General features: G+C 71.3%; 45 protein-coding genes and 1 tRNA gene. All 46 read right to left on the bottom strand.

Annotated elements, in window-relative coordinates:
• Positions 1-12: 12 nt before the first annotated feature.
• Complete coding sequence (locus tag OIE49_RS29575) at positions 13-663, bottom strand: hypothetical protein (RefSeq protein WP_326804938.1); 651 nt, start codon at positions 661-663, stop codon at positions 13-15.
• Complete coding sequence (locus tag OIE49_RS29570; RefSeq protein WP_326804937.1) at positions 660-899, bottom strand: hypothetical protein; 240 nt, start codon at positions 897-899, stop codon at positions 660-662. Before OIE49_RS29570 ends, OIE49_RS29575 begins: the two co-directional genes overlap by 4 nt.
• Positions 896-1,564, bottom strand: coding sequence for a hypothetical protein (locus tag OIE49_RS29565; RefSeq protein WP_326804936.1), 669 nt, complete (start codon positions 1,562-1,564; stop codon positions 896-898). Before OIE49_RS29565 ends, OIE49_RS29570 begins: the two co-directional genes overlap by 4 nt.
• Positions 1,561-1,833 (bottom strand): hypothetical protein, encoded by a 273-nt coding sequence (locus tag OIE49_RS29560; RefSeq protein ID WP_326804935.1) that lies wholly within the window; start codon positions 1,831-1,833, stop codon positions 1,561-1,563. Before OIE49_RS29560 ends, OIE49_RS29565 begins: the two co-directional genes overlap by 4 nt.
• 120 nt (positions 1,834-1,953) lie before the next feature.
• The gene (locus OIE49_RS29555) at positions 1,954-2,310 is read right to left on the bottom strand and encodes a DUF6085 family protein (protein WP_326804934.1); all 357 of its coding nucleotides are present in this window, start codon (positions 2,308-2,310) and stop codon (positions 1,954-1,956) included.
• A complete protein-coding gene (locus OIE49_RS29550; RefSeq protein WP_326804933.1) occupies positions 2,307-3,227 on the bottom strand; it encodes a hypothetical protein in 921 nt (306 codons plus the stop codon). Before OIE49_RS29550 ends, OIE49_RS29555 begins: the two co-directional genes overlap by 4 nt.
• Positions 3,224-3,793 (bottom strand): hypothetical protein, encoded by a 570-nt coding sequence (locus tag OIE49_RS29545; protein WP_326804932.1) that lies wholly within the window; start codon positions 3,791-3,793, stop codon positions 3,224-3,226. Before OIE49_RS29545 ends, OIE49_RS29550 begins: the two co-directional genes overlap by 4 nt.
• Positions 3,790-4,056 carry a hypothetical protein gene (locus OIE49_RS29540; RefSeq protein WP_326804931.1) on the bottom strand — a complete coding sequence of 89 codons (267 nt, stop codon included), beginning with the start codon at positions 4,054-4,056 and terminating at the stop codon, positions 3,790-3,792. The genes OIE49_RS29545 and OIE49_RS29540 overlap by 4 nt, the downstream gene beginning before the upstream one ends.
• The gene (locus tag OIE49_RS29535) at positions 4,056-4,646 is read right to left on the bottom strand and encodes a response regulator transcription factor (RefSeq protein ID WP_326804930.1); all 591 of its coding nucleotides are present in this window, start codon (positions 4,644-4,646) and stop codon (positions 4,056-4,058) included. The genes OIE49_RS29540 and OIE49_RS29535 overlap by 1 nt, the downstream gene beginning before the upstream one ends.
• On the bottom strand, positions 4,643-5,830 hold the full coding sequence (locus OIE49_RS29530; protein ID WP_326804929.1) for a hypothetical protein: 1,188 nt from the start codon (positions 5,828-5,830) through the stop codon (positions 4,643-4,645). The genes OIE49_RS29535 and OIE49_RS29530 overlap by 4 nt, the downstream gene beginning before the upstream one ends.
• 96 nt (positions 5,831-5,926) lie before the next feature.
• Positions 5,927-6,553 (bottom strand): hypothetical protein, encoded by a 627-nt coding sequence (locus tag OIE49_RS29525; RefSeq protein WP_326804928.1) that lies wholly within the window; start codon positions 6,551-6,553, stop codon positions 5,927-5,929.
• Entirely contained in the window at positions 6,550-7,212 is a 663-nt protein-coding gene (locus OIE49_RS29520; RefSeq protein WP_326804927.1) for a hypothetical protein, read from the bottom strand. The genes OIE49_RS29525 and OIE49_RS29520 overlap by 4 nt, the downstream gene beginning before the upstream one ends.
• 102 nt (positions 7,213-7,314) lie before the next feature.
• Positions 7,315-7,746 carry a hypothetical protein gene (locus OIE49_RS29515; protein ID WP_326804926.1) on the bottom strand — a complete coding sequence of 144 codons (432 nt, stop codon included), beginning with the start codon at positions 7,744-7,746 and terminating at the stop codon, positions 7,315-7,317.
• A 32-nt stretch (positions 7,747-7,778) separates the two neighbouring features.
• A tRNA-Ile gene (locus OIE49_RS29510) sits at positions 7,779-7,851 on the bottom strand.
• Positions 7,852-7,960: 109 nt separating this feature from the next.
• Entirely contained in the window at positions 7,961-8,209 is a 249-nt protein-coding gene (locus OIE49_RS29505; RefSeq protein ID WP_326804925.1) for a hypothetical protein, read from the bottom strand.
• A 19-nt stretch (positions 8,210-8,228) separates the two neighbouring features.
• The gene (locus OIE49_RS29500; RefSeq protein WP_326804924.1) at positions 8,229-8,471 is read right to left on the bottom strand and encodes a hypothetical protein; all 243 of its coding nucleotides are present in this window, start codon (positions 8,469-8,471) and stop codon (positions 8,229-8,231) included.
• A gap of 149 nt (positions 8,472-8,620) precedes the next feature.
• Positions 8,621-9,169, bottom strand: a complete 549-nt coding sequence (locus tag OIE49_RS29495) for a hypothetical protein (protein WP_326804923.1) — start codon at positions 9,167-9,169, stop codon at positions 8,621-8,623.
• Positions 9,170-9,188: 19 nt separating this feature from the next.
• Entirely contained in the window at positions 9,189-9,452 is a 264-nt protein-coding gene (locus OIE49_RS29490; protein ID WP_326804922.1) for a hypothetical protein, read from the bottom strand.
• A gap of 452 nt (positions 9,453-9,904) precedes the next feature.
• Complete coding sequence (locus OIE49_RS29485; RefSeq protein ID WP_326804921.1) at positions 9,905-10,243, bottom strand: hypothetical protein; 339 nt, start codon at positions 10,241-10,243, stop codon at positions 9,905-9,907.
• A complete protein-coding gene (locus OIE49_RS29480) occupies positions 10,240-10,506 on the bottom strand; it encodes a hypothetical protein (RefSeq protein WP_326804920.1) in 267 nt (88 codons plus the stop codon). The genes OIE49_RS29485 and OIE49_RS29480 overlap by 4 nt, the downstream gene beginning before the upstream one ends.
• Position 10,507: 1 nt before the next feature.
• Positions 10,508-10,852, bottom strand: a complete 345-nt coding sequence (locus OIE49_RS29475; protein ID WP_326804919.1) for a hypothetical protein — start codon at positions 10,850-10,852, stop codon at positions 10,508-10,510.
• Between the two features lies 1 nt (position 10,853).
• The gene (locus tag OIE49_RS29470) at positions 10,854-11,225 is read right to left on the bottom strand and encodes a hypothetical protein (protein WP_326804918.1); all 372 of its coding nucleotides are present in this window, start codon (positions 11,223-11,225) and stop codon (positions 10,854-10,856) included.
• A 3-nt stretch (positions 11,226-11,228) separates the two neighbouring features.
• Positions 11,229-11,459 carry a hypothetical protein gene (locus tag OIE49_RS29465; RefSeq protein ID WP_326804917.1) on the bottom strand — a complete coding sequence of 77 codons (231 nt, stop codon included), beginning with the start codon at positions 11,457-11,459 and terminating at the stop codon, positions 11,229-11,231.
• A gap of 2 nt (positions 11,460-11,461) precedes the next feature.
• Positions 11,462-13,159 (bottom strand): hypothetical protein, encoded by a 1,698-nt coding sequence (locus tag OIE49_RS29460; protein WP_326804916.1) that lies wholly within the window; start codon positions 13,157-13,159, stop codon positions 11,462-11,464.
• Positions 13,156-14,712, bottom strand: a complete 1,557-nt coding sequence (locus tag OIE49_RS29455) for a glycosyltransferase (protein ID WP_326804915.1) — start codon at positions 14,710-14,712, stop codon at positions 13,156-13,158. Before OIE49_RS29455 ends, OIE49_RS29460 begins: the two co-directional genes overlap by 4 nt.
• Entirely contained in the window at positions 14,709-14,882 is a 174-nt protein-coding gene (locus OIE49_RS29450; RefSeq protein WP_326804914.1) for a hypothetical protein, read from the bottom strand. The genes OIE49_RS29455 and OIE49_RS29450 overlap by 4 nt, the downstream gene beginning before the upstream one ends.
• A 9-nt stretch (positions 14,883-14,891) precedes the next feature.
• Positions 14,892-15,107 (bottom strand): hypothetical protein, encoded by a 216-nt coding sequence (locus OIE49_RS29445; RefSeq protein WP_326804913.1) that lies wholly within the window; start codon positions 15,105-15,107, stop codon positions 14,892-14,894.
• Positions 15,104-15,346 (bottom strand): hypothetical protein, encoded by a 243-nt coding sequence (locus tag OIE49_RS29440; RefSeq protein ID WP_326804912.1) that lies wholly within the window; start codon positions 15,344-15,346, stop codon positions 15,104-15,106. Before OIE49_RS29440 ends, OIE49_RS29445 begins: the two co-directional genes overlap by 4 nt.
• Positions 15,347-15,359: 13 nt before the next feature.
• On the bottom strand, positions 15,360-15,656 hold the full coding sequence (locus tag OIE49_RS29435; protein WP_326804911.1) for a hypothetical protein: 297 nt from the start codon (positions 15,654-15,656) through the stop codon (positions 15,360-15,362).
• Between the two features lie 2 nt (positions 15,657-15,658).
• Positions 15,659-16,150 (bottom strand): WhiB family transcriptional regulator, encoded by a 492-nt coding sequence (locus OIE49_RS29430; protein WP_326804910.1) that lies wholly within the window; start codon positions 16,148-16,150, stop codon positions 15,659-15,661.
• A 3-nt stretch (positions 16,151-16,153) separates the two neighbouring features.
• Complete coding sequence (locus OIE49_RS29425; RefSeq protein ID WP_326804909.1) at positions 16,154-16,528, bottom strand: HU family DNA-binding protein; 375 nt, start codon at positions 16,526-16,528, stop codon at positions 16,154-16,156.
• Positions 16,529-16,724: 196 nt separating this feature from the next.
• Positions 16,725-17,306, bottom strand: coding sequence for a hypothetical protein (locus OIE49_RS29420; RefSeq protein ID WP_326804908.1), 582 nt, complete (start codon positions 17,304-17,306; stop codon positions 16,725-16,727).
• A complete protein-coding gene (locus OIE49_RS29415) occupies positions 17,294-17,737 on the bottom strand; it encodes a hypothetical protein (RefSeq protein ID WP_326804907.1) in 444 nt (147 codons plus the stop codon). The genes OIE49_RS29420 and OIE49_RS29415 overlap by 13 nt, the downstream gene beginning before the upstream one ends.
• Before the next feature lie 77 nt (positions 17,738-17,814).
• Positions 17,815-18,267, bottom strand: a complete 453-nt coding sequence (locus tag OIE49_RS29410; protein WP_326804906.1) for a hypothetical protein — start codon at positions 18,265-18,267, stop codon at positions 17,815-17,817.
• The gene (locus OIE49_RS29405; protein ID WP_326804905.1) at positions 18,264-18,503 is read right to left on the bottom strand and encodes a hypothetical protein; all 240 of its coding nucleotides are present in this window, start codon (positions 18,501-18,503) and stop codon (positions 18,264-18,266) included. The genes OIE49_RS29410 and OIE49_RS29405 overlap by 4 nt, the downstream gene beginning before the upstream one ends.
• Positions 18,500-19,636 (bottom strand): DUF5131 family protein, encoded by a 1,137-nt coding sequence (locus OIE49_RS29400; protein WP_326804904.1) that lies wholly within the window; start codon positions 19,634-19,636, stop codon positions 18,500-18,502. The genes OIE49_RS29405 and OIE49_RS29400 overlap by 4 nt, the downstream gene beginning before the upstream one ends.
• Entirely contained in the window at positions 19,633-19,893 is a 261-nt protein-coding gene (locus OIE49_RS29395) for a hypothetical protein (RefSeq protein WP_326804903.1), read from the bottom strand. The genes OIE49_RS29400 and OIE49_RS29395 overlap by 4 nt, the downstream gene beginning before the upstream one ends.
• Positions 19,890-20,066 (bottom strand): hypothetical protein, encoded by a 177-nt coding sequence (locus tag OIE49_RS29390; RefSeq protein WP_326804902.1) that lies wholly within the window; start codon positions 20,064-20,066, stop codon positions 19,890-19,892. Before OIE49_RS29390 ends, OIE49_RS29395 begins: the two co-directional genes overlap by 4 nt.
• A complete protein-coding gene (locus OIE49_RS29385) occupies positions 20,063-20,419 on the bottom strand; it encodes a hypothetical protein (RefSeq protein WP_326804901.1) in 357 nt (118 codons plus the stop codon). The genes OIE49_RS29390 and OIE49_RS29385 overlap by 4 nt, the downstream gene beginning before the upstream one ends.
• Entirely contained in the window at positions 20,416-20,979 is a 564-nt protein-coding gene (locus OIE49_RS29380) for a hypothetical protein (protein ID WP_326804900.1), read from the bottom strand. The genes OIE49_RS29385 and OIE49_RS29380 overlap by 4 nt, the downstream gene beginning before the upstream one ends.
• Positions 20,976-21,302: a hypothetical protein gene (locus OIE49_RS29375; protein ID WP_326804899.1), complete on the bottom strand. Its 327-nt coding sequence runs from the start codon at positions 21,300-21,302 to the stop codon at positions 20,976-20,978. The genes OIE49_RS29380 and OIE49_RS29375 overlap by 4 nt, the downstream gene beginning before the upstream one ends.
• A complete protein-coding gene (locus OIE49_RS29370) occupies positions 21,299-22,582 on the bottom strand; it encodes a hypothetical protein (RefSeq protein ID WP_326804898.1) in 1,284 nt (427 codons plus the stop codon). Before OIE49_RS29370 ends, OIE49_RS29375 begins: the two co-directional genes overlap by 4 nt.
• A 67-nt stretch (positions 22,583-22,649) precedes the next feature.
• A complete protein-coding gene (locus OIE49_RS29365; protein WP_326804897.1) occupies positions 22,650-22,805 on the bottom strand; it encodes a hypothetical protein in 156 nt (51 codons plus the stop codon).
• Between the two features lie 3 nt (positions 22,806-22,808).
• On the bottom strand, positions 22,809-23,321 hold the full coding sequence (locus OIE49_RS29360; protein ID WP_326804896.1) for a hypothetical protein: 513 nt from the start codon (positions 23,319-23,321) through the stop codon (positions 22,809-22,811).
• Positions 23,309-23,803, bottom strand: coding sequence for a RusA family crossover junction endodeoxyribonuclease (locus tag OIE49_RS29355; protein ID WP_326804895.1), 495 nt, complete (start codon positions 23,801-23,803; stop codon positions 23,309-23,311). Before OIE49_RS29355 ends, OIE49_RS29360 begins: the two co-directional genes overlap by 13 nt.
• Positions 23,803-24,159: a hypothetical protein gene (locus tag OIE49_RS29350; RefSeq protein ID WP_326804894.1), complete on the bottom strand. Its 357-nt coding sequence runs from the start codon at positions 24,157-24,159 to the stop codon at positions 23,803-23,805. Before OIE49_RS29350 ends, OIE49_RS29355 begins: the two co-directional genes overlap by 1 nt.
• Positions 24,160-24,183 lie beyond the last annotated feature (24 nt).

The following is a 24,183-nucleotide window of genomic DNA, read 5'->3' as shown; positions in this document are numbered from 1 at the left end:
CCGAGGACGCGGTCATCGGGTCTTCCGGTGCATGAGCTTCTTGTCGTCGTACCACGCGGGGAGGCTGGTGAGGTGCCAGACCAGGTCGTCGGCGGGGCAGCGGTAGGCGCGCCGCTCGTACTGGAGGCCGTGCTGTCTGACGACGCGGTGGATCGTGACGTCGACGATGGCGGCCTTCGCGCGGGCCGCGGTCGGGTAGCGGCGTTTCCCGCACGCGCACAGGCTGGGCGGAAGGTGCGGGTCGATGACCTGGCGGCGGGTCAGGAAGGCGGCCAGGTCTGTGGGGTGGATGGCGCGCCAGCGTGGCACGGCCTTCTGAGTGGCGGGCAGCACGTAGGCGCTGATGTCTTGGCCGCGTACGGCGGTGAGTACGACGGCGGCCCCGTCGGGCTGGCCCGCCTCGAGGCGGGCCCGGTCCGCGGTCCGGGTGAGGACCGCCTTCCAGCCGGTGCGGTCCATGAGCGACTGGAAGGGGGCGAGCCTTTTTCGTGGCGCGGCGCCGTCAGGAACAGCCGCGGGCTGTGCCGGAGTGTCGGCGGGCGGGTCGGCCGGTGTGTGGGCGGCGACGACCGCGTCCCGGACGGCGCGTTCTTCCGGGTTCAGGTGGCCGTCCCGGGCGAGCGCACGCCACACGCCCGGCGGCCGGGGTATCGGCGCGGTCACCGGTCCGGCTCCTGCTTGATGGTCTTCCGCGGCGGCCCGAACTTCTCGGTGAGCTGGGCGGTGAGGTCGGCTTCGGTGCGGCCGCCCATGAGCAGGATGCGCAGGGCCGGCAGGCCGAGCTCGGCGAGCTGGACGACGATCGGCTCGTCGGCCATGAGGCGGGCCATGTTCTCGCCGGACAGGCCGAGGACGACGACGGGGGCGCCGTTGGGTTCGCGCAGGACTCCCTTGATCACTGGCCGGTCACCTCCGCATCACCGGCGAGTCGGAGGCCGGCGTGCTCGCAGAACTCTGCGAGGCGCATGGCGCCGGCGTACTGGCCGCCATATTCGAAGCGGACGAGTGGCCGCGTCCGGAAGTGCGGGGTCGTGGACACGATGCCGACGCCGAACCGGTAGCGCAGGTACAGGTACTTGCCGTCGACGGTCCAGGCGTTCCACTGCGAGGGGTTGGTAATGCAGGTCTGAACAACTCGGGCGAGGACGATCGGGTTCTTGCGGGGCAGGGAGCAAGCTTCGTCTCCTCCGGCGCACCGTATGCCGTCGCCGCCGGCGACGTGGACGTGCCGGCCGGCCTTCACCGCCTGGTCGACGGCCGCCGCAGCGGCCGCGGACTTCCCGGCCCGGCGCGGGTGATCCACGAGGACCAGGCGGGCGGTGCCGTGCCTGAGGGTGCGGCCGAACTCCGCCATGGCAGCGACGGCGGGCATGCGCGTCCAGAGTTCCGCGCAGTCCTGGCAGGAGACCGGGCCCTTGCCTCGTGTGCAGACGGGCTGCCCGTCCTCGAGGGCGTGGCGGCTGACGTGGTGGTCGCAGACCGGGCAGCGCGTCGGCTCGGGCGCGCGGCCGCGCTCCACCTGGTGCAGGGCGCGGTCGGCGTTCGGGTAGGGGCGGTGGTTCATGACTGGCCTTCAGCGTGTATCTGGCGGGCGGCGATGATGTCCGGGTCGGCGAGGACGGCTTCGTGGGCGGCGGCGCGGATGTGCTCGGGCAGCCTGTTGAACGCGTCCTGGTAGCGGTGGGAGGTGACTCGGTTGCGGAGGTCCGGGGGCATCGCAGCGGCGACGGTCGGGTGCATGGAGCTCGTCAGGTCCCGGAAGGTGATGGCCGCCATCAGCAGCGCGGTTGCAACGGCCACCTGCTCGCCGGCGGGGTCGGGTCGGTGGTTCATGAGGGGTCTCCGAGGGCGCGGCGGCGGGCTGCGATGTCTTCGGCGGCGGTGCCCGCCAGAGAAGTGCGAGGGACCGGGCAACATCTCGGAAGGCAGCGCCCAGTGTGGACAGCAGCATCTTCATCGGTCGGAACTCTCCGTGGAGGCCGTGAGGCGCCAGCCGCCCGGGCCCGGGGTAGCCCGGTACCGGCCGGGCTCTCCGTTCGGCGGGCCCAGCAGCTCGGCGATGGATCGATGCAGGGCGCAACGCATGAGGTCGTCGTCCAGGCGCTCGCGCAGCGGGTGCCGGATGGTGAACCCGGCCTGGTCGAACTGCACGATGTGCTCGGTCTCCCGGTCGCGCAGCAGCTCGTCGACGGCGTCCGGCCGGACGCATGCGGGGCTCGCGCAGACGATGGCGCCGTCGGTGGTGCGCCGCTGCAACGTCTCGCCGCAGCCCATCGGGCAGTGCCCGGCGACGGGCAGGTTGCCGGTCACTCTGCTGCCTCTTCCGGCTCGTTGGCCTTGGCCAGGGTGCGCTGCACGCGGTCTTCCCAGTCGTTGGCGAGGAGGTCCAGCACGGTGAGGTTGTGGGTGAAGCGGAAGGTGTGCCAGTTGTCGGGCTTGATCTCCAGGCCGTCGGAGGATGCGCGCAGACCGTCCATGGCGATGCGCCACTGCTCTGCGGGCTCCAGGTCGTGCCAGGCGTCGGAGCGTTCGGAGCGGGCCTGCTTCTGCTCGTCGGTGAGGGCGTCCCAGCTTCGCGCGCGGCCTTCGGGCCAGGGCGGCATCCAGTCGCCGATGCTGGAGTTGGGGAAGCCATCGCACACGGAGAAGGAGGTGACGACGGGTTCGTCGTCCCTTTCGCGTAGCAGGGCGATGACGTCCTCCCAGCCCTGCGACACCCATTCCGGCTCGGGGTGGCCGTGGTCGGGTTCCGCGGCGTACTGGATGCCGCGCCGGTAGGTGCCGTTGTCGAGGCCGGCCTGCATGATGTCGGCGAGCCACGACCGGTTGGGGCCGTCGACCCAGGCATGGAGCTCGCACTGGCCGTGCAGGCGCGCCGCGAGTTTCACCTGGTCGCTGCCGAGGACGGCCGCGGTGTTCAGGGCGAGGGAGAACGGGTCGATCGTCTGGCCCTGGTACTGGATCAGCGGTGTGCCGTGGTCCCAGCCGACGGCGAAGGCGGTGGTGTAGCTGGACGCCCATCGGGTGAGCCAGCCGATCCCTGTGGTGGGCAGGTTGGCCATGTAGTGGCCGGGGTGGATGAGCGGGCGCAGCCGGTCGACCCGGGCGGAGTCGTTGAGGTCCAGGACGCCCACGGCGATGTCCCGGACGAGTCCTCCGAGCCAGGCGCGTTCGGAGCCGCGCAGTTCGGCGGTGCGGGTGGGGCTGTGGAAGTAGACACGGCTCACGGGGTGGTGCCTTCCTGGCGATGGTATTGCTGGGCTTCGCGCACGGTGTCCGCGGTGACGCGGATCGCGGCGCGGACGACGGCCACGTTCTGCTTCGGGGTGTCCGGTGCGCCGCGGGTGGCGCGCAGGACGGCGAGGGCCTGGCGCAGCGGCTCGTCGAGGACCAGCACGAGCGTGTCGCGGCCGCCGTCGTCCGGCGGGGCCGGTGTCTTGCCGGTGTCGCCGGTCGTCTCCTGCGACGTCTCGGCTTCGTCGCGCGCTGTCTCCTGCGACGTCTCCTCGGCTGCCTTCGCTTCGTCGCGTAAGGCGGCCTTGATGTCGCGGCGGGCGGTGTCCTTTCCGACACCGAGCCGCTGGCCGATCTCGCGGAGCGACAGCTTCTGGCGCGACAGTCGCAGCGCCTCGGCCTGCCGTCGCGCGACGTCGAACTCCCTGGTCGGCGGCTTGTTGTGCGGCTCGGTCAGGCCGGGTCGCAGCGGGATCACCGGTGTCTCGCGCGACGTCTCATGCGACGTCTCGGCTCCGTCGTGCGACTGGCGCACGACGTTGTCTCGTGCGGTGCTCACCGCTCCCCCTTGCTGTCGCAGCCGGTGTGCGACGTGTCGGTCTTGTCGTGCGACGGCGTCTCGCTGGTGGCCGGCCGGGTGCGCGTCGTGTCGCGCGCCGTCTTGTCGGTGGGGCACCAGTCGCCGTCGCTGTCGCTGCGCCAGCCGTGCCGGCGGTGCGCCAGCCGTCGGGCGTGCGCCGCGTCGCGGGTGTCGGTGACGGTGACCTTGGCGCGGCAGCCGCGCCGGTCGCAGAACAGGGTGTGCGCGTAGCCGATGGCCATCACGAGCCTCCGTCGGGGGTGTGGGTCCAGACGTCGTTCCACATGGCGTTGTCGGCGGAGAACAGGCGCCATTTGCCCTGCCGGAACCGGAACCAGCCGATCGCGGTCCGCTCGCCGGTCTCCGGGTCCGCGGTGACGGCGGCGCAGCGGAACTGCCATGCGCTGTGCTGGTAGGTGTGGTCGGGCTGGAAGAAGTCGGCAGTGGACTCGCCCGCGTCCGGCTGGGTGCCGGCGCTGGTGTCCTTCTCCCGCCCTTCGAGCGTCGGGGTCCGCAGGATGCCGAGGTCCTTGGCGATCGCCACGGCATGAGCTGCGTTCATGGCCCCGAGCCTCTGGTAGACGTACTGCCGGTGGCTCTTGACACTGTTCACGCTCATCCCGAGGCGGTCGCCCGTCTCTCCAGATGACTCGCCCGCGGCCAGGCCGACCAGGACGGCGTACCGGTGAGGGGTGATGAGCAGGTCCGGTGCCGGGCCGCGGGCCGCGTGGTCGGCGACGCGGTTGGCGAACCGGTGGACCTGCTTGACGCTCAGCGGAAGGCCGAGCTCGTCGGCAGCGCGCAGCATGTGCTTGCGCAGAGCGGTGATCACTCGTCCACGTCCCGGTAGTCGTCGGCGTAGTCCTCCGGGCCGAGCGCGGTGGCCATGCCCTCGGCCGCCCACTCCTCCTCCGCAGCCGGATCCGGCATGACCGGCATCGGCGCGACGACGGCGAGCGACGGACCACCAGGCGTAGGCAGGTCCACGAACACGTAGTCCGGCACGCCTTGACCGCCGCGCCTCTCCGCCTCAGCGCGCTGGTCCCAGCCGGAGGCGACGTCGAGGGCCGCCTCCTTGTCCGCGTACAGGCCCTCGAAGCTGATCGTCGTGCGCTTCGGGCCGACGGACAGCACCGCGAACAGTTGCTCGGGCAGAGCCGGGCACTCGTGCGGCGGGGAGACGTAGTCGGCGCTGTCGCTGCACGGGGGGCGGTGGCCCTGCGGCCGCGGGCAGTCCGGCTGCTCGGGGGTGAAGCCGGGCGCCCCGCACGGCGGCAGAGGCTTGTCCGAGCGGAGCCGGGCCAGCGCGAGTTCCGGCTCGCCACGCTCGAGGTAGCGCTCTGCCTCATGGATCGCGGAAGTGAGGGCGACCGCTGCCGTGCGTAGGCCTGCGGCGGACACCGTGCGGCCGTTCAGGCTCGCGAGTTGGCCGTCGTGGACGACCTGGCCGTCGCGGACGATGGTGAGCCGGTGCGGGCCGGCCTCGAACCACAGCTCGAAGATCGGGTCGTCAACAGCGTCGACAGCGAAGCAGCCAACCATGCCCTCGATGCCGTCGGTGGCGGCGGGAAGGGTGTGCGCGAGGAGCTGCATGCCCATCAGGCCGCCGTCCTCGGAGCCGACGATGTACGTCTCGCCGAACGCGGACGCCTGGCCGGCGGCTTCGTAGTGGACGTGGACCAGGTCGCCGGGGCGCACCGGGTGCCAGGGTGCGGACTCCAGGTCGGCGCCGGCGGACATGAGGATGCCGACCTCGCCGATGATGTCCCGGGCGCGCTTGGCGTCTTCGGCCTGGGCGAGCGGGCTCACCTGGGGCGTGTAGCGCGGGCGGCCGTACAGGGCGGTGAAGATGCGTTCGGCCAGGGCGGCGGTAGTGCCGTTCCAGGTGTTCTCGCGCGGCCTGGTGTCCAGTGGGGAGGTCTCGGTGACCGTCACCGACAGGAACGCCGGTATGGAGCCGGGGATGAGCCCTTCGATGGTCTCGGTGATGATCTGCAATCGGACGTCGCGGAGCATGGGTGGTGGTCCTTCGCTGTGTGGTGGCCGGGCGAGCGGGACAGAGCGAGTCGATGTCCCGCCCGCCCGGAGATCAGGGGTCAGGCGTGGCCGGCGTCAGGCGCCGGGCGTGCCACCGGCCGGGGCCGCGCGGTCGGCGAGCTGGGCGGCGATCCACTTGGCAGCCGCGGCGACGGTGCGCAGCGTGTCCTCATTCGTGCGGTCCCAGTTGAAGCGGCTGTAGCGTCCCGGGGTGGGCAGGGCGGCGGACGACCAGGTGACCGCGCGGCGCTTGCCACGGGACTGGGTGATCGCGCCCACGACGTCGGCCTCCGTGACGCGCTTCACGCCCGGGCGGGTGACGACGAAGTCGTACGGGTCGGCGCTGCCGAGCCGGCCCACATTCAGCCAGGGCTCGCCGGGCCACAGCAGCAGGCCGGCCAGCTTGCGCGGCGGCAGCCCGTACCCGTGCGTCGTGGTCGACGTCGTGTCCTCGTTGATGCTGTGTGCCTCGCCACGGATGACGACGGCGGCCTGGCAGGACGGGCACACGATCCGCACCGTGGTGCGCGGGTAGCGGTCGCCGTGGCCGCAGTCCTCGTTCGAGCAGGCATGCTTGCCGCCGCCGCGCCGGTCACGGAACTCGTCGTCCGTGCGGTAGTCGACCGTCCAGGCAGGCTTCCGGCAGTCCGCGAAGTGCCGCGGCTCCTGCCAGCCCAGGTAGGTCTCGATCGCGGAGGTCACAGGGCGCTCCCGGACACGGCGAGTTCGGCGGGGGTGGCGCAGGCCGAGCACAGGGGGACGTCGCGACGGTTGGCGACCCAGTGGCAGCCGCCCGGGCAGGCCTGGCTGTCGGTGCAGCCGCAGCGCACGCACTGCGGCTCGTCGTCGCCGACGGCGTGGGCGGTGGCCTGGGGGTTGTCCTCGGCAGCGGGCGCGCACGGGACGAGGTTGGAGTGGGCGTCCTTGCCGCAGCCGCAGCGGATGCCGGTCGGTCCGTAGGCCAACGGGTCACCCTCGGGCAGCGGGTCGGACGCATGCTCGTCGGGGTCGACGGTGACGGCCAGGCCGACGATGGCCTGCTGGTAGCGCAGGTAGACGTCGTCGGCGAGGATCCGGCGCAGGTGCTGGTCGATCTCGTCCGGGGCGGCGTTGAACCGGTCAGGCAGGGCGATCGACGGAGCCGGCTCGCGGGCCGTGGCGGCGCGTGCCACCCACGAGGCGATGGTGGCGACGGTCGCCCACTCCCAGCGGGACAGCCACTCGATGGTGCTGCGCTCGTAGGTGCCGAGTTCGATGCCGGCCGCGGTGAGGGCGCCGCGGAGGACGGCAGCTTGCTCGCCGAATTCGCAGAAGCCGGCGGGCCGGTCCTCGACCGGGCTAGCAGGTATCTCGATGGTCATGACGGGACCTCTTCCTGCGGTGTTGGGGCCCGGCGGCGCGGAAGCGAGTCGTTGCGCCGTGGCGCGGATCGCGTGTCCGGCCGCCGGGCGGTCTCGAAGGGCTCAGCGCCCGGCGATCTCGCTCAACTGCTTGAGGGCGATCTGCTGATTCGCGTACCAGAAGGTTTCGCTGGCCTTCAGGCCGAGCGCGTCTTGGGCGACGTCGCAGATGAGGCGGCTCTCGTTGCCCTTCCTCGCGTAGACCTGTGCCCTGGTGGGGGCGTCGTTGCCGTCGTCATCCCGGCCGGTGACCTCGTGCTGCTCGTCCTCGGCCAGGCAGACCAGAGTCCAGCCGGTGAGGTGCGCGGCCCACCCTGCCGCGCACATCGTGGTGCCGCAGTCAGGGCGAGCTCCGGGGGCGAGAGTGCCGCCCCCGGGGTTCCAGAACCAGCTGTTCATGTCGAAAGCGTTCGACTCGTTCTTGATGGCGTCCAGGACGGCGGCCGCCACGGCGGCGGGCGTGTCGAGAAACGGGGTGGCCTTGGTGTCGGCCATGACAACTCCAGTCGTGTGACGTGCTGTTGAAGTCACGCTGGTGGGACTCGAACCCACGACCCAGGACTTATAAGATCCGCGCTCTGCCAACTGAGCTACAGCGTGTCGGTGTTGAGTTGTGCGGGCCGCGCCCCCGCTTCAGGGGGAGGGGAACGGGGGCGCGGCCCTGGGAGGGCGGCCGGGCCGGGGGGTTGCCCGGCCGCCGGTCAGTGGGTCAGGTGAAACAGGCGAAGTCGAAGGTGACGTCGCCGCTGGAGTCGTGGACGGCGATGGCCCACGCCTCGCCGCGCTCCGCGTGCCGGCTGATGATGCGGCCGACGGTCTCGATGCCGCGCGCGGGCAGGCGGCGGGTGTGCGTGCCGTCCTTGTCGCTATAGGTGAGCGTGAAGGTCTTCACGAACCGGCCGGTGCGCCGGTCTCGGCGGCGGACGGTGTGGGTGCGCGGCGTGGTGAGCACGGTCACGATTTCTCCCTAGTGGTGCTCAGCCGCAGGCGGCGGAGCGGGTGATGGACGCGCGGCGGGCGTGGAAGGGGCCGGGCTGCTCGTCCCAGGGGTCGATGAGGGCGAAGCGGACGTCGGGGAGGCCGAGGGCGTCCATGGCGTGGCAGATGTTGCAGGGGCACGGCATGGCGAGCCACAGGCCGTGGGCGTCGGTGAGGGTGCCGTGGTAGAGGACCAGGTCGCCGGGCCCGATGAGGTTGAGGGAGTTGAAGAGCGCGTCCATGGCGGGGTCCTCCTCACATGGGGTGGTGGGGGTGGTGGTGCGCTGTCCCCATGTCAAACAGAGTACAAGAAAGTACGAGTCCTCACAATGTACGGGTCGTACTTTCTTTTACAACTGCCGCCACTGCGGCACCTCTTGATCACGGAGTCCTACGAGGCCTTGTTCTCCGTCAGCAGGTACAGCCGCGGCCCCTCGTACCGGGCCGGGGCCCCGGTGTCCCCGTCCACGCAGGCGTCGTTGACGCACCAGGCGCGCGGCCGGTCGTCGTCGGCCCGCCCGTACACGGTCCGCTGCCCGCACGCCAGGCACAGTGCGGCCCGGAAGTGGACGGACGGGCCGCGTAGTCCGAGGACGGTCAGGACGGTGCCGTGCCAGCGGGTCACGATGCTGCGCACCTCCCGCTCCCGGCCGGCGTTCTCCGCTCCCGGCGGAATCGCTTTCAGCGCACGGTCCCAGCGCTGTGTACGCGAGGACTGCCGCAGTCGCATGTCGAGGCCTATCGCCTCGCGCTTGATGCGCTGCGACCAGGACACGGCCTCCAGCGATGTCGGCGGCCGGGACCCGGGCGGGGCGTGCCCGCCGTCGGCCGGCTGCCGGCTCCTCAATCCGAGGGTGTCGAGCCGGTGAATGAGGCCGGGCCCGCCGTCACCGGGGTGCTCCTTGCCGCCGGTGTACCGGTCCGCGAGGTCCGCGACCATAGCGTCAAGCGTCTGCAATTCAGGCCTCCGCATCGGCAAGATGGGCCGCATGGATCAGGGCGATGCAGCTGTCTGGGCGGCTGGACTTGGAATTGCTGGAACTCTGGTGGGGGCGCTGGGCGGCGGCCTTCTCCAAGCGCGTGCTGCACGGCGACAGGTGCTGGATCAAGAGGCGGTAGAGATCCGCCACCGGCTGCGTGATGAGCGACGGAGCGCCATTGCCGCGCTGTTGGACAAGTACGACGCCTTCAACCAGGCCATAGCTCCGGCTCTCGAGGCTCATCAGGCCCGAGAGCCGTTCGACGGAGCAGCGGCTACGAACACATGGCGCGCCGTAGACACAGCACTTGGTCTCATGAGCCGGGCTCGAACGAATGTCGCCGTTACAGGGCCAGAAGCGATGGCTGAGTTGGCTGAGAGTCTGCAAAGGGGTGCCGAAGAACAGGCTCGCGTCCTCCGGACACCAGGTATCCCCTCGCAGCGACGAACTTCCATGCTGGTCCCGATTCACATGACGCTTTCGACCGATCGCAATGCGCTGCTCCGGGAGGCCCGGCGGAGCCTTGCACCGCCTGAGGCTGAACGACGCGCACGTAACCTCGTTCGCTGGCGCTCTCGGAGAGAGCGAAGGCAATGACGACGCAATCGTCGACGGTGTGGAGGCGCAGGACGTCTCGTCTCCGAGGTCGTCGCCGGGCCGACGGACAGTGGGTGTCGGCCCGGGGGCGAGTGCATTCACGGCACCTCACCCGCTCCACGCATTACCTGCTCGTACAGGGAGCGGCCGCTGAGCCGGTCCTCGATGTGTCCGTCCTGCCCGCGGCCCGGCTCGCCGGTGCCGTTGATGGCGCGGGCGACGTCGATGGCCAGGACGTCGTACATGCCGCGGGCGGCGACGTACTGCGCCTGCTCTTCCAACCAGGTGGCGATCGGCTCGCGCAGCCGCAGCAGGATCCGGATCATCTCCAGCAGTTCACGGCTGCCGGAGTCGACTCGGTACCCGTTCAAGTTCCGGTCGTCGCGCAGCCGGGCCGCTGCGGTTCGCAGTTCTTGTTCCAGGCCGGTGGTGCTCACGGGCGGGTCACCTCCAGGCGGCGGCGTCCGCCGCGGTCCTGCTGCGTGCCAGCGACGTGGTAGCCGGCCGCCCGCAGCTCGTTCGTGATGGTGTTCAGCTGGTCGGCTTCGCCGGGCCCGTCCCAGAAGACGTTCACCTGGCGGCGGCCTGCCTGCGCGACGCGGACGCCGGGGTCCCAGTCGCCGCCCTCGAACTCGGAGAACTCGTGGCCCTGGTCGCGCAGGAAGCCTTCGACCGCCGCGGCCTTGATGCGCTGCGCCACGTCAGCCCCTTCCCTCGTAGTTCTGGATGAGGTCGGGGATCGACGGCTTCCCTGCGCGGCGTGACGCGTGGTCCTGCCCGGTGATCACCTTGAACAGCTCGTCGAACTGCTCGATCACGCGGGCCGCGCTGTCGTCCATGGCCTTCTTGGTGTGCTCCCCCAGCGTCTCCAGCTGCTTGGCGACCTCTGCGGTGAGGAGCTCGGTGACGATCTGCGGGGCCACCGCGCGAGCGTCCTTGACCGCGGCGCGCAGGTCCTTGAGAGTCTCGCGGGCCTCGCGGATCTCGGCGCGCAGCTGGTCGCGGACCTGCTCCAGGTCCTCGGGAGTGGGCTGGTTCTTGGGCACGTCAGATGCCCCTTCGCCCGAGTTCGAGCAGGGTCTGCTCCCAGTTGCGGAAGTGCAGCCCGCGGTCGTCGATGTAGACCTGGGCGGGCAGTTTCCGGCTGGTGACCAGGAGGATGCCTCGCTCGTTCCAGAACTCCCGGTCAGCCGCTGCCTCGTAAGTGACGGACAAGGCCATGTCGTCGGGTGCGTTGTCGATCAGCCACTGGGCGACTTGCTCGGGGGTGCGGCTGGTGTGGATGAACACCGGATGGGTGGCCATGAGCTGGTCGAGAGCCTCGAACGCGCCGGGCATCGGCGGGTCGTAGATCTCTCCGTTCTGCCAGCCCTTCGTGTAGGCGTGGATCACGCCGTCAAAGTCCACAGCGACGGTCATGGGTCAGACCTCCTTCGAGCGGCGGGCGGTGTGGACGGCGTCGAGGGTCTCCACGCGGTCCTGCTGGACGTGGATGACGACGTTCATCTGCTCCGGGGCCGCCGGAGCGGTCCTCCGGTAGCGATCGGTGCGGTGCTGGCAGAGGCAGGCCGCGTCGGGGCCGCCCTGGGCGTCGCAGTGTTCTTCCTTGCCCAGCTGGTTGTCGGCGGCGTGAGCGCAGCGGGTGCAGATCACGGTCAGCCCTCCGTCTCGTGCGGGAGGCGGCAGAGCGTCTCCGGGTCGGGCTGGTGGTTGAGGACGTGACGCATCCATTCCGCGTCGGTTTCAGCGACGTGGGCGCCGGCAGAGCGGGCGACGTGGATGGTGGTGGGCTGTCCGTCGCCGTCCCGGGCAGGGCCTACCCAGACACCCCACGGCTGGCTGCCGCTGGTCGGGGGCTGGTGCCCATCCGGGCAGTGCGGGCAGTCGCGGCAGATCGGCGCCGTGGCGGGCTGCTCCGCACCGGCGAGGGCGATGCGGACACCGCGGGCGGCCTCGTGGATGTACACGTAGCGTCCTTGCGGCATGCGCTCCCATGCTTCGGCCATGGCGCGCACGCGCTTGATGGTGGCCTCGGCCTGCGCGGCGCGCTGCACGGTTTCTGCGAGGCCTTCCGCGAGGGCGTCGGCGATCTTCTTCTTGAGGCTGGCGAGCTGGCCGGCGATGGTGTCGGCGTACGCCTCGTCCGCGGCCGCGAGTTCGTGCGGGGCGTGGCGGCGCAGTGCGTCGTACCACGACCATCCTTCGACCGCGGGCAGTACGTCCTCGCCGACGTACTCGCGGGTGAGGCGCAGCGCCTGGGCGAGTTCGGCGACGGCGGTGTCCAGCGCGCGGATGCGCTCGGCCTTCGTCAGGTCCTCCGTGCCGCCGGTGCACGCCGTACGGACGGAGCGCCCTTCGGCGGGCGGGAGATGCCCGCAGGCGCACCCGCCCTGGCCCGGGTGCTCGTACGCGCAGTCCCCGCACTTCGTGCAAGCGTGGTCGGGGTTGGAGCAGCTGCTCTCCGGGCGGTCGTGCTGCGGCTCCGGCTCCCCGTAGCGGGAGCTGACGTACTCCTGCCCCCGACGTACGGCAGCGGCCGGGCTCTCACGCAGCGTGCCGTCGGCGAGCGGGTACACCGCCGCAGTGTCGGACCAGTGGTAGCCCTGCTCGTCGATGTGGTCGCCGCGGTGCTGCGCGGCGCGGATACAGAGTCGGCCGTCGTCGAACCAGTGATGCTGCGCGGAACACTCGGCAGCAGGGGGCAACGGCCCTGAGGCAGCGGCGGCGTATCCCTCTCCTGCGTCCCCGTCCAGCTCGTCACGGGCGTTGTCCAGGGCCTCCTGGAGTTCAGCGCCGGCGGCCCGTACGAGGCACATGGCCGAGCCGTGGGCATCCTTCCAGCGATCGGCGAGCGCGTACGCCCGTGCGACCACTTGAAGCGCCCTGTCCCGCGCGCCCAGCAGCGCGTCGACGGCCGGCATGACTGCGCCGACGATCCGTTCATCGCCTGCTTCGACCGGGGCCGCCTGGCCGTCCTGAACCGACTGGATGGCGTGCGAGATCTGCCGGCGCAGGGCGGCGCGTGCCGCCTCGGTGCCCATCACCGCGGCCGGGATGTCGAACATGGCCACGGCGTAGGCCAGTTCCTGGCGGCGTCGTGCGGCCTCTTCGTCGGCCCACGCGATCCGGGTGGCCCCGTTGTGTCCGTGGATCTTGGTGATCGGGTGGGTGCCCTTGTGGTGCCAGACGTCGGTCTTCGGCTCGTGCATGGGCGGCTGGTCAAGCCAGTGGGTGACCACCCATCCGTCGGAGAACTGGACGCCTTCGGCGACGACGCCCTCACCGGAGATGCCGCTGACGTCGTGGTCGCGGACCAGCCGGAATGTGGCCAGAGCAGGGTGCACGCTGTTCATCGCGAGGCCCTTTCATGCTGGGATGCGGCGGTGCGTTGCCGCGGGATGGGCAGGGTGAGGGTCTGTTCGGTGTCGGGGTCGAGGAGCTTCGCGACGGGGATGCGCATGCGGATGGTGTCGTCGTCCGGCAGCGTCACCGGGCCGGCCGCGATGGTGGCCTCGGCTGCCGGGTTGTCGAGGGCGACTTCGGCGCCGTTCTGGCGAGTCCCCCAGCCGGTGCGGGCGCAGGTGGCCACCCCGTACCAGCGCATGAAGCGCAGCACCGTCCAGGAGCCGATGACGGCGAGGGGCATGAGCAGCCAGGTGGCGAGCCGGCCGGGGAGGGTGTCGTCGCTGCGGGCCACGGACAGGTAGCGCAGGGCCTGCGCCCAGCCGATCAGGAACGGGACGACGAGGAAGCTCGTGGGCGGGGTGTGGCCGTAGACGGTGGGTTCGACGATGAGGAGCCAGCCGATCACGACGGTGGACAGGGCGACTTGGAACCAGCGGAGCAGGTGCGCCCAGTAGGCCCAGCTGGTGAGGGGCAGGTAGCGGAACCGCCACACGGAGCGGATCGTGGAGCCGCGCATCCAGCGGCAGTACATCCTGAGAAAGTGCCGCGGGCGTTCGGGCAGGGCGGTGAACGCGACCGCGGTCGGCTGCTGGACGGCGCGGCCGCGGAGCAGCGCGTACAGGGTGAGCAGGGAGTCGTCGGAGAACATGACCGGGCGGCCCATGAACCGCTCGTTGAGGTAGGAGTCGAGGTTGTCGCGGACGACGTCGGCCCGGTAGGCGGCCAGCGGGCCGGAGTTGACGAGGACGGCGCCCATGGCGGACAGGGCGGACCGGTCGGTCAGCTGGCCGGTGGTGAACCACAGGTCGGTGACGCGGGTAAGGAGGTTCGTGCGGGCGTTGGTCGCGAGGACGATCCCGGCCACCGACTGCACGCGGGCCTTCGCGAAGGGCAGCAGAATTTCCTCGAGCGCGGTGGGTGCCAGACACGAATCGGAGTCGACGGTCACGTACACGTCCGCGTCCGGGGACATGCGGACGCCGGCGGCCTGTGCGTGCCGCTTCCCCGAGTTGGGGGTGCGCTGCCACGTCGTGGTGATGCCGGCGACGCGGGCGGCCTGCGTCCACCAGGCACGGACGTCGGCGTAGTCGATGACCTGGATGATGTTGCCGTCCTGGTCGCGGACGCCGGAGCCGTCGTCGACGACGTGGACCGAGTCCGGGCGGCGGGTCTGGGCGAGCATCGACTCCAGTGCGAGCCGCAGGTAGCCGGGGTCCTCGTTGTAGACGGGCAGCAGCACGGCGACGTGCAGGGCGTCGAGCTGGCGGCGGGCACGTGGGGTGACGCGGCGGGGCCGCTCGCAGTGGTACATGACGGTCTGGGCGGCGAGCAGCAGGAACGTCACAGCCCATACGGCCGCGAGCCGGGCCCCGTTGGGGCCGCCGTAGCCTGCGGCCTGGACGCCGTGCTGTACGGCCCATGCGGCGGCGAGGATGAGGCATATCGCGCCGGTGAGTAGGACGCTGGAGCGGTGTCTGTGCGCGGTCAGGGGCCGGTTCACTGCTCGCCCGCCCCTCGGCCGTGGCGGAAGCCCAGGCGGATGCAGATGGCGCCTACGGCGACGACCGCGAGCGCGACGGCGAGGAGCCACCAGCCGGTGATGACGGTGGTGCCGATGACGAGGGCGCCGGCGGCGGTGCCGGTGCGGGCCAGCTGTGCGTGGTCGGACATGATCGTCTTTCAGTGGGTGGGGTGGTCGGGGGTGCGGGTGCCGAGCGCGTCGATGGCCCGGCAGGTGGCGAGGGCGCGGCGGCGTTCGCGGCGGGCTTCGCGCCACTCGTAGAGGCGCGCGTAGCCGAGGTAGACGCCAGCGGCGAGGGCCGCCGCGGCGAGCAGGGCGATGACGACGGTGAGGCCGCCGATGACCGCCACGACGTAGGCGTCCGTCCGGGTCACCGCGGATTCCGTTCGCGGCTGGCCGTGTGGGCGGCGTGGGCAGCCGCGCCCGTGCACACGGCGCCGCCGATCAGCAGGAGGACCGTGTCGAGCTTGCGGTCGCGGTAGGCGGCGTCGGCGCTGCCGAGGAGACAGGCCAGGGCGAGCAGGGTGAAGAACCAGCGGTCGGACAGGTGGAAGCACAGGCCGATGACGGCGGCCAGGGCGAGACCGATCGCGATGAGGGTGGGCGTGGACACGAGGTGGTGCCTTTCAGGCGGAGGTGGGTGCGGTGCGACGGACCGCCTTGAAGGAGCGGCGCAGTTGACGCAGGCGGCGCCGGGTGCCGTCGCCACCACCGCCGTGCCACCACACGTAGAGGCAGAAAGCACAGACGGCACCGTTGAACAGGCCTGTCAGCCAGAGGCCTTCGCGGATGCTCTGAATGCTGATCAGGCTGTTGGCCAGGCCGGCCAGACCGGCGGTGGTGTGAGGGGCGATGCGGCCGGTGAGGCGGCCTGCGACGGCGCAGGCCAGGAGACCGCCACCGATGACGATCAGAAGAGGCACGGTCAACTTCCCTGTACGAGTTCGTGAGTGGCGGTCTTGCCGCGGGCCGGCTTCTGCGCGGCAGCGCGGGTGACGCGGCCGAGGCGGTCGCGGCGTACCTCGGCGCTCCAGCAGTCAGGGTCGATGCGCTCGCCGAGCCACAGGTGCCGCAGCAACGCGCCGTAGGTTCCGCAGCGCGGCGGATCGCCGGTGAAGACGAGCGCCGGCGAGGCCTTGTCGTGGCCGGGGGCGTCGGCGTCCAGGCGCCACCGCTCGTGCGCGGTGAGCCCGGCGACGACGCCGTCCCGGCGGTCTGCGGCGGCGCCGTGCTCGAGGCGCTTGACGTTGGCGAGGCACTGGGCGCGGACCGGGCAGCGGACGGCGCAGATGATGCGCGCCTGGTGCTCGTGCCGGGACGTGGAGAACATCGCGGGTTTCTCGTCGCGGCAGGCCATGCGTGCCATCCAGTCGAAGCGGTGGGCCGCGGTGTCGGGGATGGATCCGGTGTAGGCCATGGCTCACTGCCCGGCGCCGCTGGTCTTGCTGCCCTTGGGGGCCTTGTCGATGGAGGCCTTGCGGTCGCGGCGGCGTACGGCGTCGGCGAGCGCGGGCCCGACGCGGAAGCTGACCTTCTGGTGAGCGGCCACGATCACCGGCTCGCCGGTCTGCGGGTTGCGGGACTTCCGCCGCGGGGTGCGGTACGAGCGCCACGTGCCGAAGTTGGTGATGGCGACGTCGTGGCCGGATGCGGCGGCGCGGGCAATGGCACCGAAGGTGGCAATCACGGCCTTGCGGGCCTCCGCGGGCGGGATGTCCAGGTCGGCGGCTACGACGTCGATCAGCTTCGTCGTGGTCAGCCGCTCGGTGATCGGGGCGGGGCGCCTGATCTTCAACTCGTGCTCCAGGGGTTCAGTGGCTGGTGGGGTGGTGGGAGCTGCCGTGCTTCAGGCAGGGGAATGGGGCTCCGCAGAAGGGGCAGCCGGACATGGGGTGTTCCTTGGGGTGTGCTGGTTCGGGGTTGTGCCCGCCCGCCGCCAGGCCGGTGGCATCCGGGCGGCGGGCGGTGCTCAGGGGGTCAGCTCGCGGCGGTCAGCGCTTGACGTCTTGGATGCGTGACGGGCCGAGCGGCTGGGCGTTCTTGTACTGCGGAAGGTCCAGCGGCTGGTCGTACAGGAAATAGCTCTGGTTCTGGCCGACGGAGAACTCGACGTAGGCGCCGGTCGTGGCGTCCTTGCCGTAGTACGAGTTGCAGTTCGAGTTGCTGCTGTACGTGCCGTCCATAGACGGGCCCTGAACGATCAGGTCGCCGTCGTACTGGCCGAGGTCTGCGCGGGTCTTCACCTCGGGCGGCAGGAGGCTCACGCAGTACGTGACGGGCAGGCCCTTGAGGACGAAGTAGCCGAAGCTGCCGTTGGCGTTCTGGATGTAGACGTACGACAGTTTGCCCGGCTGCTTCATCCACGTGTCGACCCAGAAGTTCTTCGTCTCCCGGGTCGGCGAGTACGAGCCGGTGTGCGCCGGCTGGCGGGCGACGAGCTGGTCGTAGTTGCTGTTGCGGGCCGTGCTCTCGCGGGAGCGGGAGGTCGGCTTGTCGTCGTCGCAGGCGGTGGCGCCGAATGCCAGACCGAGGACGGTCAGGCCGGTGAGGGCGGTGGTGGTCAGGCGGCGCACTTCGTCTCCTGGGCGGTCATGTCGAGGCGGTAGGGAAGATCGGCGTCCAGGAACGACCGGCGGTGCTCCTGGGAGGCCTTGGAGTTGTAGGTGTTGATCGACTCGGCACGGCTCGCCTTGACGGCCGTGATGCTCGTGCGGATCCGCTCGGCACGGTCCGGGCTGGGCTTGTCGTCGAGCTCGTCCTGGAGGGCCTTCATCTGGGCCTCGCTCGTCTGCACGGAGGCGCAGAGGTCGAAGAACTCCTCGTAGGCGCTGAGGCGGAAACTGCCGCTGCCCACGGTGCGGTTCTTCTTGTCGGTCTCCCCGCGGAAGCTCGAGGTGAGCTGGCTGACGCCGCCGAACGCGAAGACCGCGACGAGCGAGCAGACGGCGAGGCCAACGATCGCGGCGATCGTGTAGCCGAAGAAGCGGCTACCTTCCTTGAACACGGTGTTTCTCCTCGGTGGTGGTGCCCACCAGCCGCCGGACCTCGGTTCATCTGGGTGGCGGGGCGGGGGCTGGGATGTCAGGCGCTCGCGCGCCAGGCCGTCGGGGTGGCGTTGACGAACTCCTGCGCGTGGTCGGGCAGGGCGCTCGCGCTGGGCGGCTGGGTGTCGCCGTGCGGCGGCAGCTGCGACACCTTGCGGGCGTTGGCGAGCGCCGCCTCGAGCGCGGTGTTCGCCTCCCTCAGCTGGTCCCGGTCGCGGACCTGCTCCTCGAGCTCGTCGATCCGCCGACCGGCCTTGTCGAGGGCGGCCTCCAGGTCGTCACGTTCGACGCTGACGGCGTCAAACTCGACAGCCAAGCCGACCAGCTTGCAGGTGGCCTCTTCGGCGGCCGCCGCGTGGCGGGCGGCTTCGGCGCGCAGCCTGGAGCGGGGCACGACGTAGCGGTGCGCACCGCGGCCGGCCGGGGCCACGTAGTAGGCGACCGCGCCGACACCGGCCACGCTGATGGTCAGGAATGCGTACGCGATCACGCGACACCGTCCTTCGTTGCGGGCGGGCACAGGGGGCAGTTGGCCGTGATGCAGACTGCGCCGCGCGCGATGGACAGCTCGTGGTAGGCGCCCACGTTCGCGGTCTGGAGCTCGGCCAGGCGCTGCTCCAACGCCCGGTTGCGGTCCCGCTCGGCCGCGAGCTGCGCGCGCAGCCGGTTCTCCTGCGGGGTGCGAAGCCACTGCCGGCAGCGGCGTATGAGGGTGGACGTCCTCATCGGGTCCTCCGGGTGGTGTCGGCCGCGTCCAGGCGGCGGGAGAAGTCGTCGAAGCTCTCGGTCAGGCCGGAGGCGATCGACTCGCGGAAGTCGTCGCGGGGGTACGCGTCGTGGGTGCGGCCGTCCAGCTCGCGGCCCGCGGCGCGCTTGCCGACTCGGACGGCGAGGGTGTCGGCGTCGAGCAACACGGCCCCGCGCGTGCGGTCTCCGGGCTGCATGAGCCGGATTCGGCCTCCGCGGAAGGTCCCGCTCGGGCCGCGCTCCCGCAGGGTTGCGGAGCTCCGCCCGCCCAGCGGGCTGTCGTACGCGCGGCCCCCGGCGTACGTCGGATCGTCCTCGACGACGGCGCTTACGTACTCGCCGTGCTGCTTGAAGAAGAACGGCACCTGCGCTTGGTCGCACTGATCGCGGATGTCTCGCGCCCACTGGGGGTGCATCGGCCGGGCTCGGGGGCCGGACTCTCCGCCGACGATGACCCAGTCGATGGAGGGCTCATCCCGCCGGTGCGGGTCGGAGCCGATCCAGTGGTCGGCCAGGTTGACGGGGCCCAGCAGCGGCTCGCATGAGAGGAACCGCACGGCGGCCGGGGTCTCCAGCAGCGCCGGGACACGCACGTCGGCCCAGTTCTGGTTCTCCACCGACACCCCGAGCCAGATGTTCGCTGGCGGCCTGGTCGCGCGCGCCCGGGCGTCCAGCGCCGCGGGGCTGTTCCGCATGGCTTCGGTCGGGCAGTCGTCGAACTTGGCGGCGTACTCCTGCTTCGCCTTCTGCCGGGCCTTCACGAAGGACCGCATGCGGGCGTGCCGCTTGGTGAGGATCAGGAACGTGTGCCGGGCGTTGAGCTGGGCCTCCATGACGTCGAAGACCTGGGTGATGCAGAGGTCCGGCACGCTGTCGTGGAACAGGTCGGACATGCTGTTCACGAAGACGCGGGCGCTCTTCTTCCAGCGGAACGGCTGTTTGAGACGGTCCTCGTGCAGCGTCACGGTGAAGCCTTCGGGGAAGGCCTTCGATCCAGCGAAGCGGCGGGCGATGTTCTCGGCGTAGCAGTTGTCGCAGCCCGAGGAGACCTTCGTGCAGCCTGTGACGGGGTTCCAGACTCGGTCGGCCCATTCGATCTTGGTGGTCGTCATTCGGGGGCGCCTTCCTGCCGGGCCACGTAGCGGACGTACAGGTCGGCGCCGTCCTGCGTGAGCTCGGTCCGTGCCTGGAAGGTGCCGGCGGGCCGGTAGGCGGGGATCTTCTCGCCGGTGCGGACCTGGAGGGACGCGGCCACGGCGCTGGCGCGGCTGCCGTACGTGGCCGCGAGGACCCACTCGCCGGGCATCTCGCGGGCCTGCTGGGCGGCGTGCTGGTGGTCGGCGCGCGGCCGGTGCTTGAGGCGGCTCATGAGGCACGCTCCTTCGCGTGGGCGGGGCACAGGTCGCGGTTCCGGCCGGCCCACCGCCACCCGGCGACGCGGGCGCGCCGGCGCAGGATGTGTGCGGGCAGGAATTCGGTGTCTTTGCCGAACTCGGCTTCGCACTCGTTGCAGATCAGGGTTCGCACGGTTACGCGGCTCACGGCTGCTCACCTCGCAGGCATGCGGGAAGCCGCACCGTGTGGGGGCGCAGGACTCCGGCGGTGACGTCGTAGTCCTGGGCGAGGGACCAGTCGGCGTCCGGGAACGTCTGGCTCAGGAGGAGCGCGATGTCATAGTGCTGGCCGCCTTCAGCGAGCGGAACTTCGTGACGCCGCGTCGGGGCCGACGGGTAGGGCCGGTAGTTGACGAGGGCGAGCGCGACCCAGCGGGGACCGTCCGGCCAGTGGACTCGGGTGATGCGGACCTCGGTGAGGGCCCGGCCGGTGATGGCGAGCAGTTGCGCGCGGACCTGGTCGCGGGCGCTGTCGTCGAGGCTCTGCGGGGAGACGGTCATGACGTGCCGCCCGTCACCGCGTCGTACAGGTCGCGGGCCCAGCGTGCGTCGGCGAGCGCTGTGTGCCGGGCGTCGCCGGACGGCGGGGTGACTCCGAGCCGGGCGGAGATCTCCTCCGAGTTCCACGGCAGTCCGGCCGGTTCACCGCGGGCCGCGAGCGCGCCGATGGCGAGGGCTTCCACGTCGATGAGGTGGTAGTGCCAGGGGCGCGGCCAGCTGTCCATCAGCAGGCCGCGGGCGATCATCTCGGCGTCGAATGAGACGACGTTGCCCACCAGGTGGGCCCCCCGCAGGTCGTGCTCCAGGCGGGCCACTCCGGCGCTCCACTCGGTCCAGGTGAATCCGGGCGCGTTGGTGCGCTCGTGGAAGCGGCAGATGTCGAGGCCCTTGGCGTCGGCGCGGGCCATGTCGTACGTGGTCGGCTCGAAGTTCAGGACGGTTTCACGGTCGGGTCGGCCGGGCTCACGGAGGACGTAGGCGACCTCCCACGGCACGTGAACTTCAGGGTTGAGGCCGGTGGTCTCGGAGTCGATGAAGGCCAGGCGGGTCATCGCGATCACGTCCCCTCGGTGGTGGTGTCGGTGTGGTGGTGCAGGGCTGCGCGGGCGGCGGCGGCTCCGCGGTGTGCGGTGTCGGGTGCGGGCGGGCGCCGGCGGTGGCGCCATGGCTCCGGTGTCCCGGCGAGCAGGTCGGGGGGCTCGGCGGCGGGGTCGGCGATCAGCTGGGCGACGGCGACGACCAGGCGGCCGAAGGGCATGTCGTTCTGGCAGCGGATCTGTGCGAGGACGTCCCGGAGTTGGTCGATGGACCAGTCGGGGCGGCAGGCCGCGGCGAGGGCGAGCAGGGGGCCGGTGGCGGGCCGGGGCACGTCGGTGTCGGTCATGGCTGCCACCTCCTCAGCAGGGTCAGCGGGTCGGGGGGTCGGCAGGCGCGGCAGACGCCTTCCGGAAGGGGGGTGCGGGACGGGCGGGCGCAGGCCTCGCACTCGTGCCAGCGGCCGGGCGGACGCGGGTAGGCGGGGCGGCGGGGGCCGTGCGGGCCGCCCGGAGGGCGTTGGCCGTCGGTGGCGCGCAGTTCGTTGCAGACGTCGCAGCGGGCGCCGGTGTGCCAGATCTGGCCGGACTCGCAGGCGACGAGGCCGCAGCCGTGGCGGACGATCGCGGCCCCGAGCAGCCAGCGGCCCGGGTCGTGGATGTCCTGGGTGCTGGCGAAGCGGAACTCCAGCCGCGCCCGGAGCCGCTCGGGCTCCTGGCCCTGGTCGAGCTGCTGGCCGATCTCCCGGGCCAGCGCGCGGACCACGTAGGGCGACAGGCCCGGCAGCAGCGCCTTCACCGGTTCGAGGACCTGCCAGATCCGCGGAGCGATCGTCAGCTGCGGCCCGGCGTACGGACGGCGCAACGACGGCGGCAGCGAGACGAGGTCCTCGCGGGCACTACTACCGGTAGATCGCCTACGGCGGATAGAACCACCGTCCGGCGGTTCCTCCGGTGAGTCAGTCGGGGGGTGTTCCTTAGACGCGAGGGAACCCTCATCAAGATCGCCACCCGATCCCTCGTCAGTGTCCGCAGTCAGCGGTATCTGGCGCGGTTCGTCGTGAACCTGGTACAGGTGGCGGCCGCGGTATCCGGCCCGCCGGTCCACGCTGATCCAGCCCAGGTCCTCGAGGTCCTGGAGGAGCCGGCGGACCGAGCGGGCGTTGAGGGGCTCGCCGGCCTTCTTGCCGGACCGGTGCCGCAGGATCCGGCCGAGGTCGGTGAGGGTGAGGTGGTGCCCGGTCGCCGTGGCGTACGCGATGGCCGCATACGCGCGCAGCTGCCGAGGACTCAGGGCCTCGGCAGCCCGCGTCGGGACCCAGGCGCCGTGCTCGGCGCGGCCGACGACCCTGACGCGGCGTACGGCCGTCATGCCGCGGCCGCCGCGGTGGGTGCGCCGGTACGACGTCACCTCGGCTATGTCGTCGTCCGGCGCCGGGCGCATCAGCTCGGTCAGCGCCCGCTCCACCGTGGACCGGGACAGACCGAGCAGCCCCGCGAGGTAGGCGACCCCCGCCTCGCAGCCGGTCTCTCGCCGCTCCAGGGCGGCGACCTTCACGTAGACGGGCAGCGCGCAGTCGCTGTAGTAGCCGACGATCACGCGCAGCGGGACTCGGACTCGCTGAGGCATGGGGGTCACCTCCCTTCAGGGGCGGACGGGGTGGATCACGGGCGCCTCGTGGGCGCGTGAGGGGGAGTCAGTCGTCGAAGATCAGGAGCGTGGCGATGCCGAACCAGGTCGCGACGGCGGCGAGGACGCCGACGATCGCGGCCAGGTGGCCGTCGGTGGTGAGCCCGTAGGTGACGCCGCCGGAGATGCCGCCAAGGGTCAGGCCGGCGAGGAACGCGCCCACGACTCAGTCCTCGCTGCTGTGGTCGGAGGCGGTGTCGAGCACCGCGGTGAGACCCTCGGCCAGGGCCTGCATCTCGTGCCGCATTTCGCTGATCGTCAGGTCAGGGCCGTGGACCAGGCGCTGCGCGTACTCCCGCCAGTGGGCCAAGCCGGCGCGCAGCCGGGCGACCTCGATGTTCGAGAGCAGGCCGGCGGTCAGCCGCAGCGTGGACTCGGACAGCTCCAACTGGCCGTCGTCATCGAACGTGCCGCGCGCGGTGCGCTGGAGGTGAAGGAAGCGCTGCGCCTCACGGACAGCATGTTCCTGCTCCTTGTTGGGCAGCTCCAGGCCCATGATGCGGACCTTGACCGAGGGCTTGCCGTCCGTGTTCGGGGCGGGCTCGGTCCGCTCCATGTGCGCGAACTCGATGATGGCCATGCGCCGGGCGCCGGGCTGGTCGTACAGAGGGCGGATGTGCGGCTCCAGCGCTTCCTGCGCGGACGCGGACACCTTGGGGTCGAACTTCAGGACGGGCACGATTCGGATTCCTTGCGGGTGTTCAGGCGCCAGACGCGGATGACGGCGCCGGGGTGGGCGAGGGCATCGGAGCCCGTGAGCGGGAATGCCTTCGTGGCGGACACGGCGTTGACGAAGCTGTCGTCGCGCCACACACCGGCGTCCGTGAGGGCGTCGAGCGTGGACCGGACGGTCTTGTCCAAGTCGGGCTTGCCGGTGGGGTACTCAGGTGCCGAGGGCTTGACCCGGCCGGCGTTCTTCCCAGTGCCGTAGTGGCTCTTGGGACGGGCCAGCGTGAAGACGATGTCCACGCGGACGGCTTCGGCGAGCGGCATCCAGGCCTCGTCGTACGCCAGCGCGTCCAGTGCGACAGACTTCACGGCCTCCCGCCACGGCTTGACCTTGGCGGACGACTCGATCATGCGGCCGCCGCCGACGTGCCGCTTGGAGCCCTGCGGGCCAGGAGTGCCGTGCACCGTGATGTGAAAGACCGCGGCAGTCATCAGCTCTCACCGCCGCTCGCGCGCTGGTCGAGGTTGTCGGCGGTGTAGCCGAGCAGGTCGGTGAGCAGCACGCCGGGGAAGCGGTGGATGAGCGCGGGGCCCGCGAGGGTGGAGGACGCGACGAGCAGGACGAGTGCGATGTCGGCCGGGGCGACACCGGTCTTGGCGGCCAGGTCGTCGGCGAGCTGCGCGCTCAACTGCTCCAGGGCCTGCGTACGCGGCTCGCTGGCGTGGCGGCGTCGGTTCTCGCGAAGGACGTCCAGGGCGAGTTGCGGCGTCCAGTCCTCTTCGAGGATGGCGCGGTTGCCGTGCGCCACCAAGCTCTGCACGAGCTGGTCGCGGTCGATGCTGGTCATCAGGGCTCCAAGGCGGGGTGCTCG

The organism is Streptomyces sp. NBC_01788, assembly GCF_035917575.1.
Classification (GTDB): Bacteria; Actinomycetota; Actinomycetes; order Streptomycetales; family Streptomycetaceae; genus Streptomyces.
The sequence above is the reverse complement of the archived record's forward strand: the minus strand, read 5'-3'. Positions and strand labels throughout refer to the sequence as shown.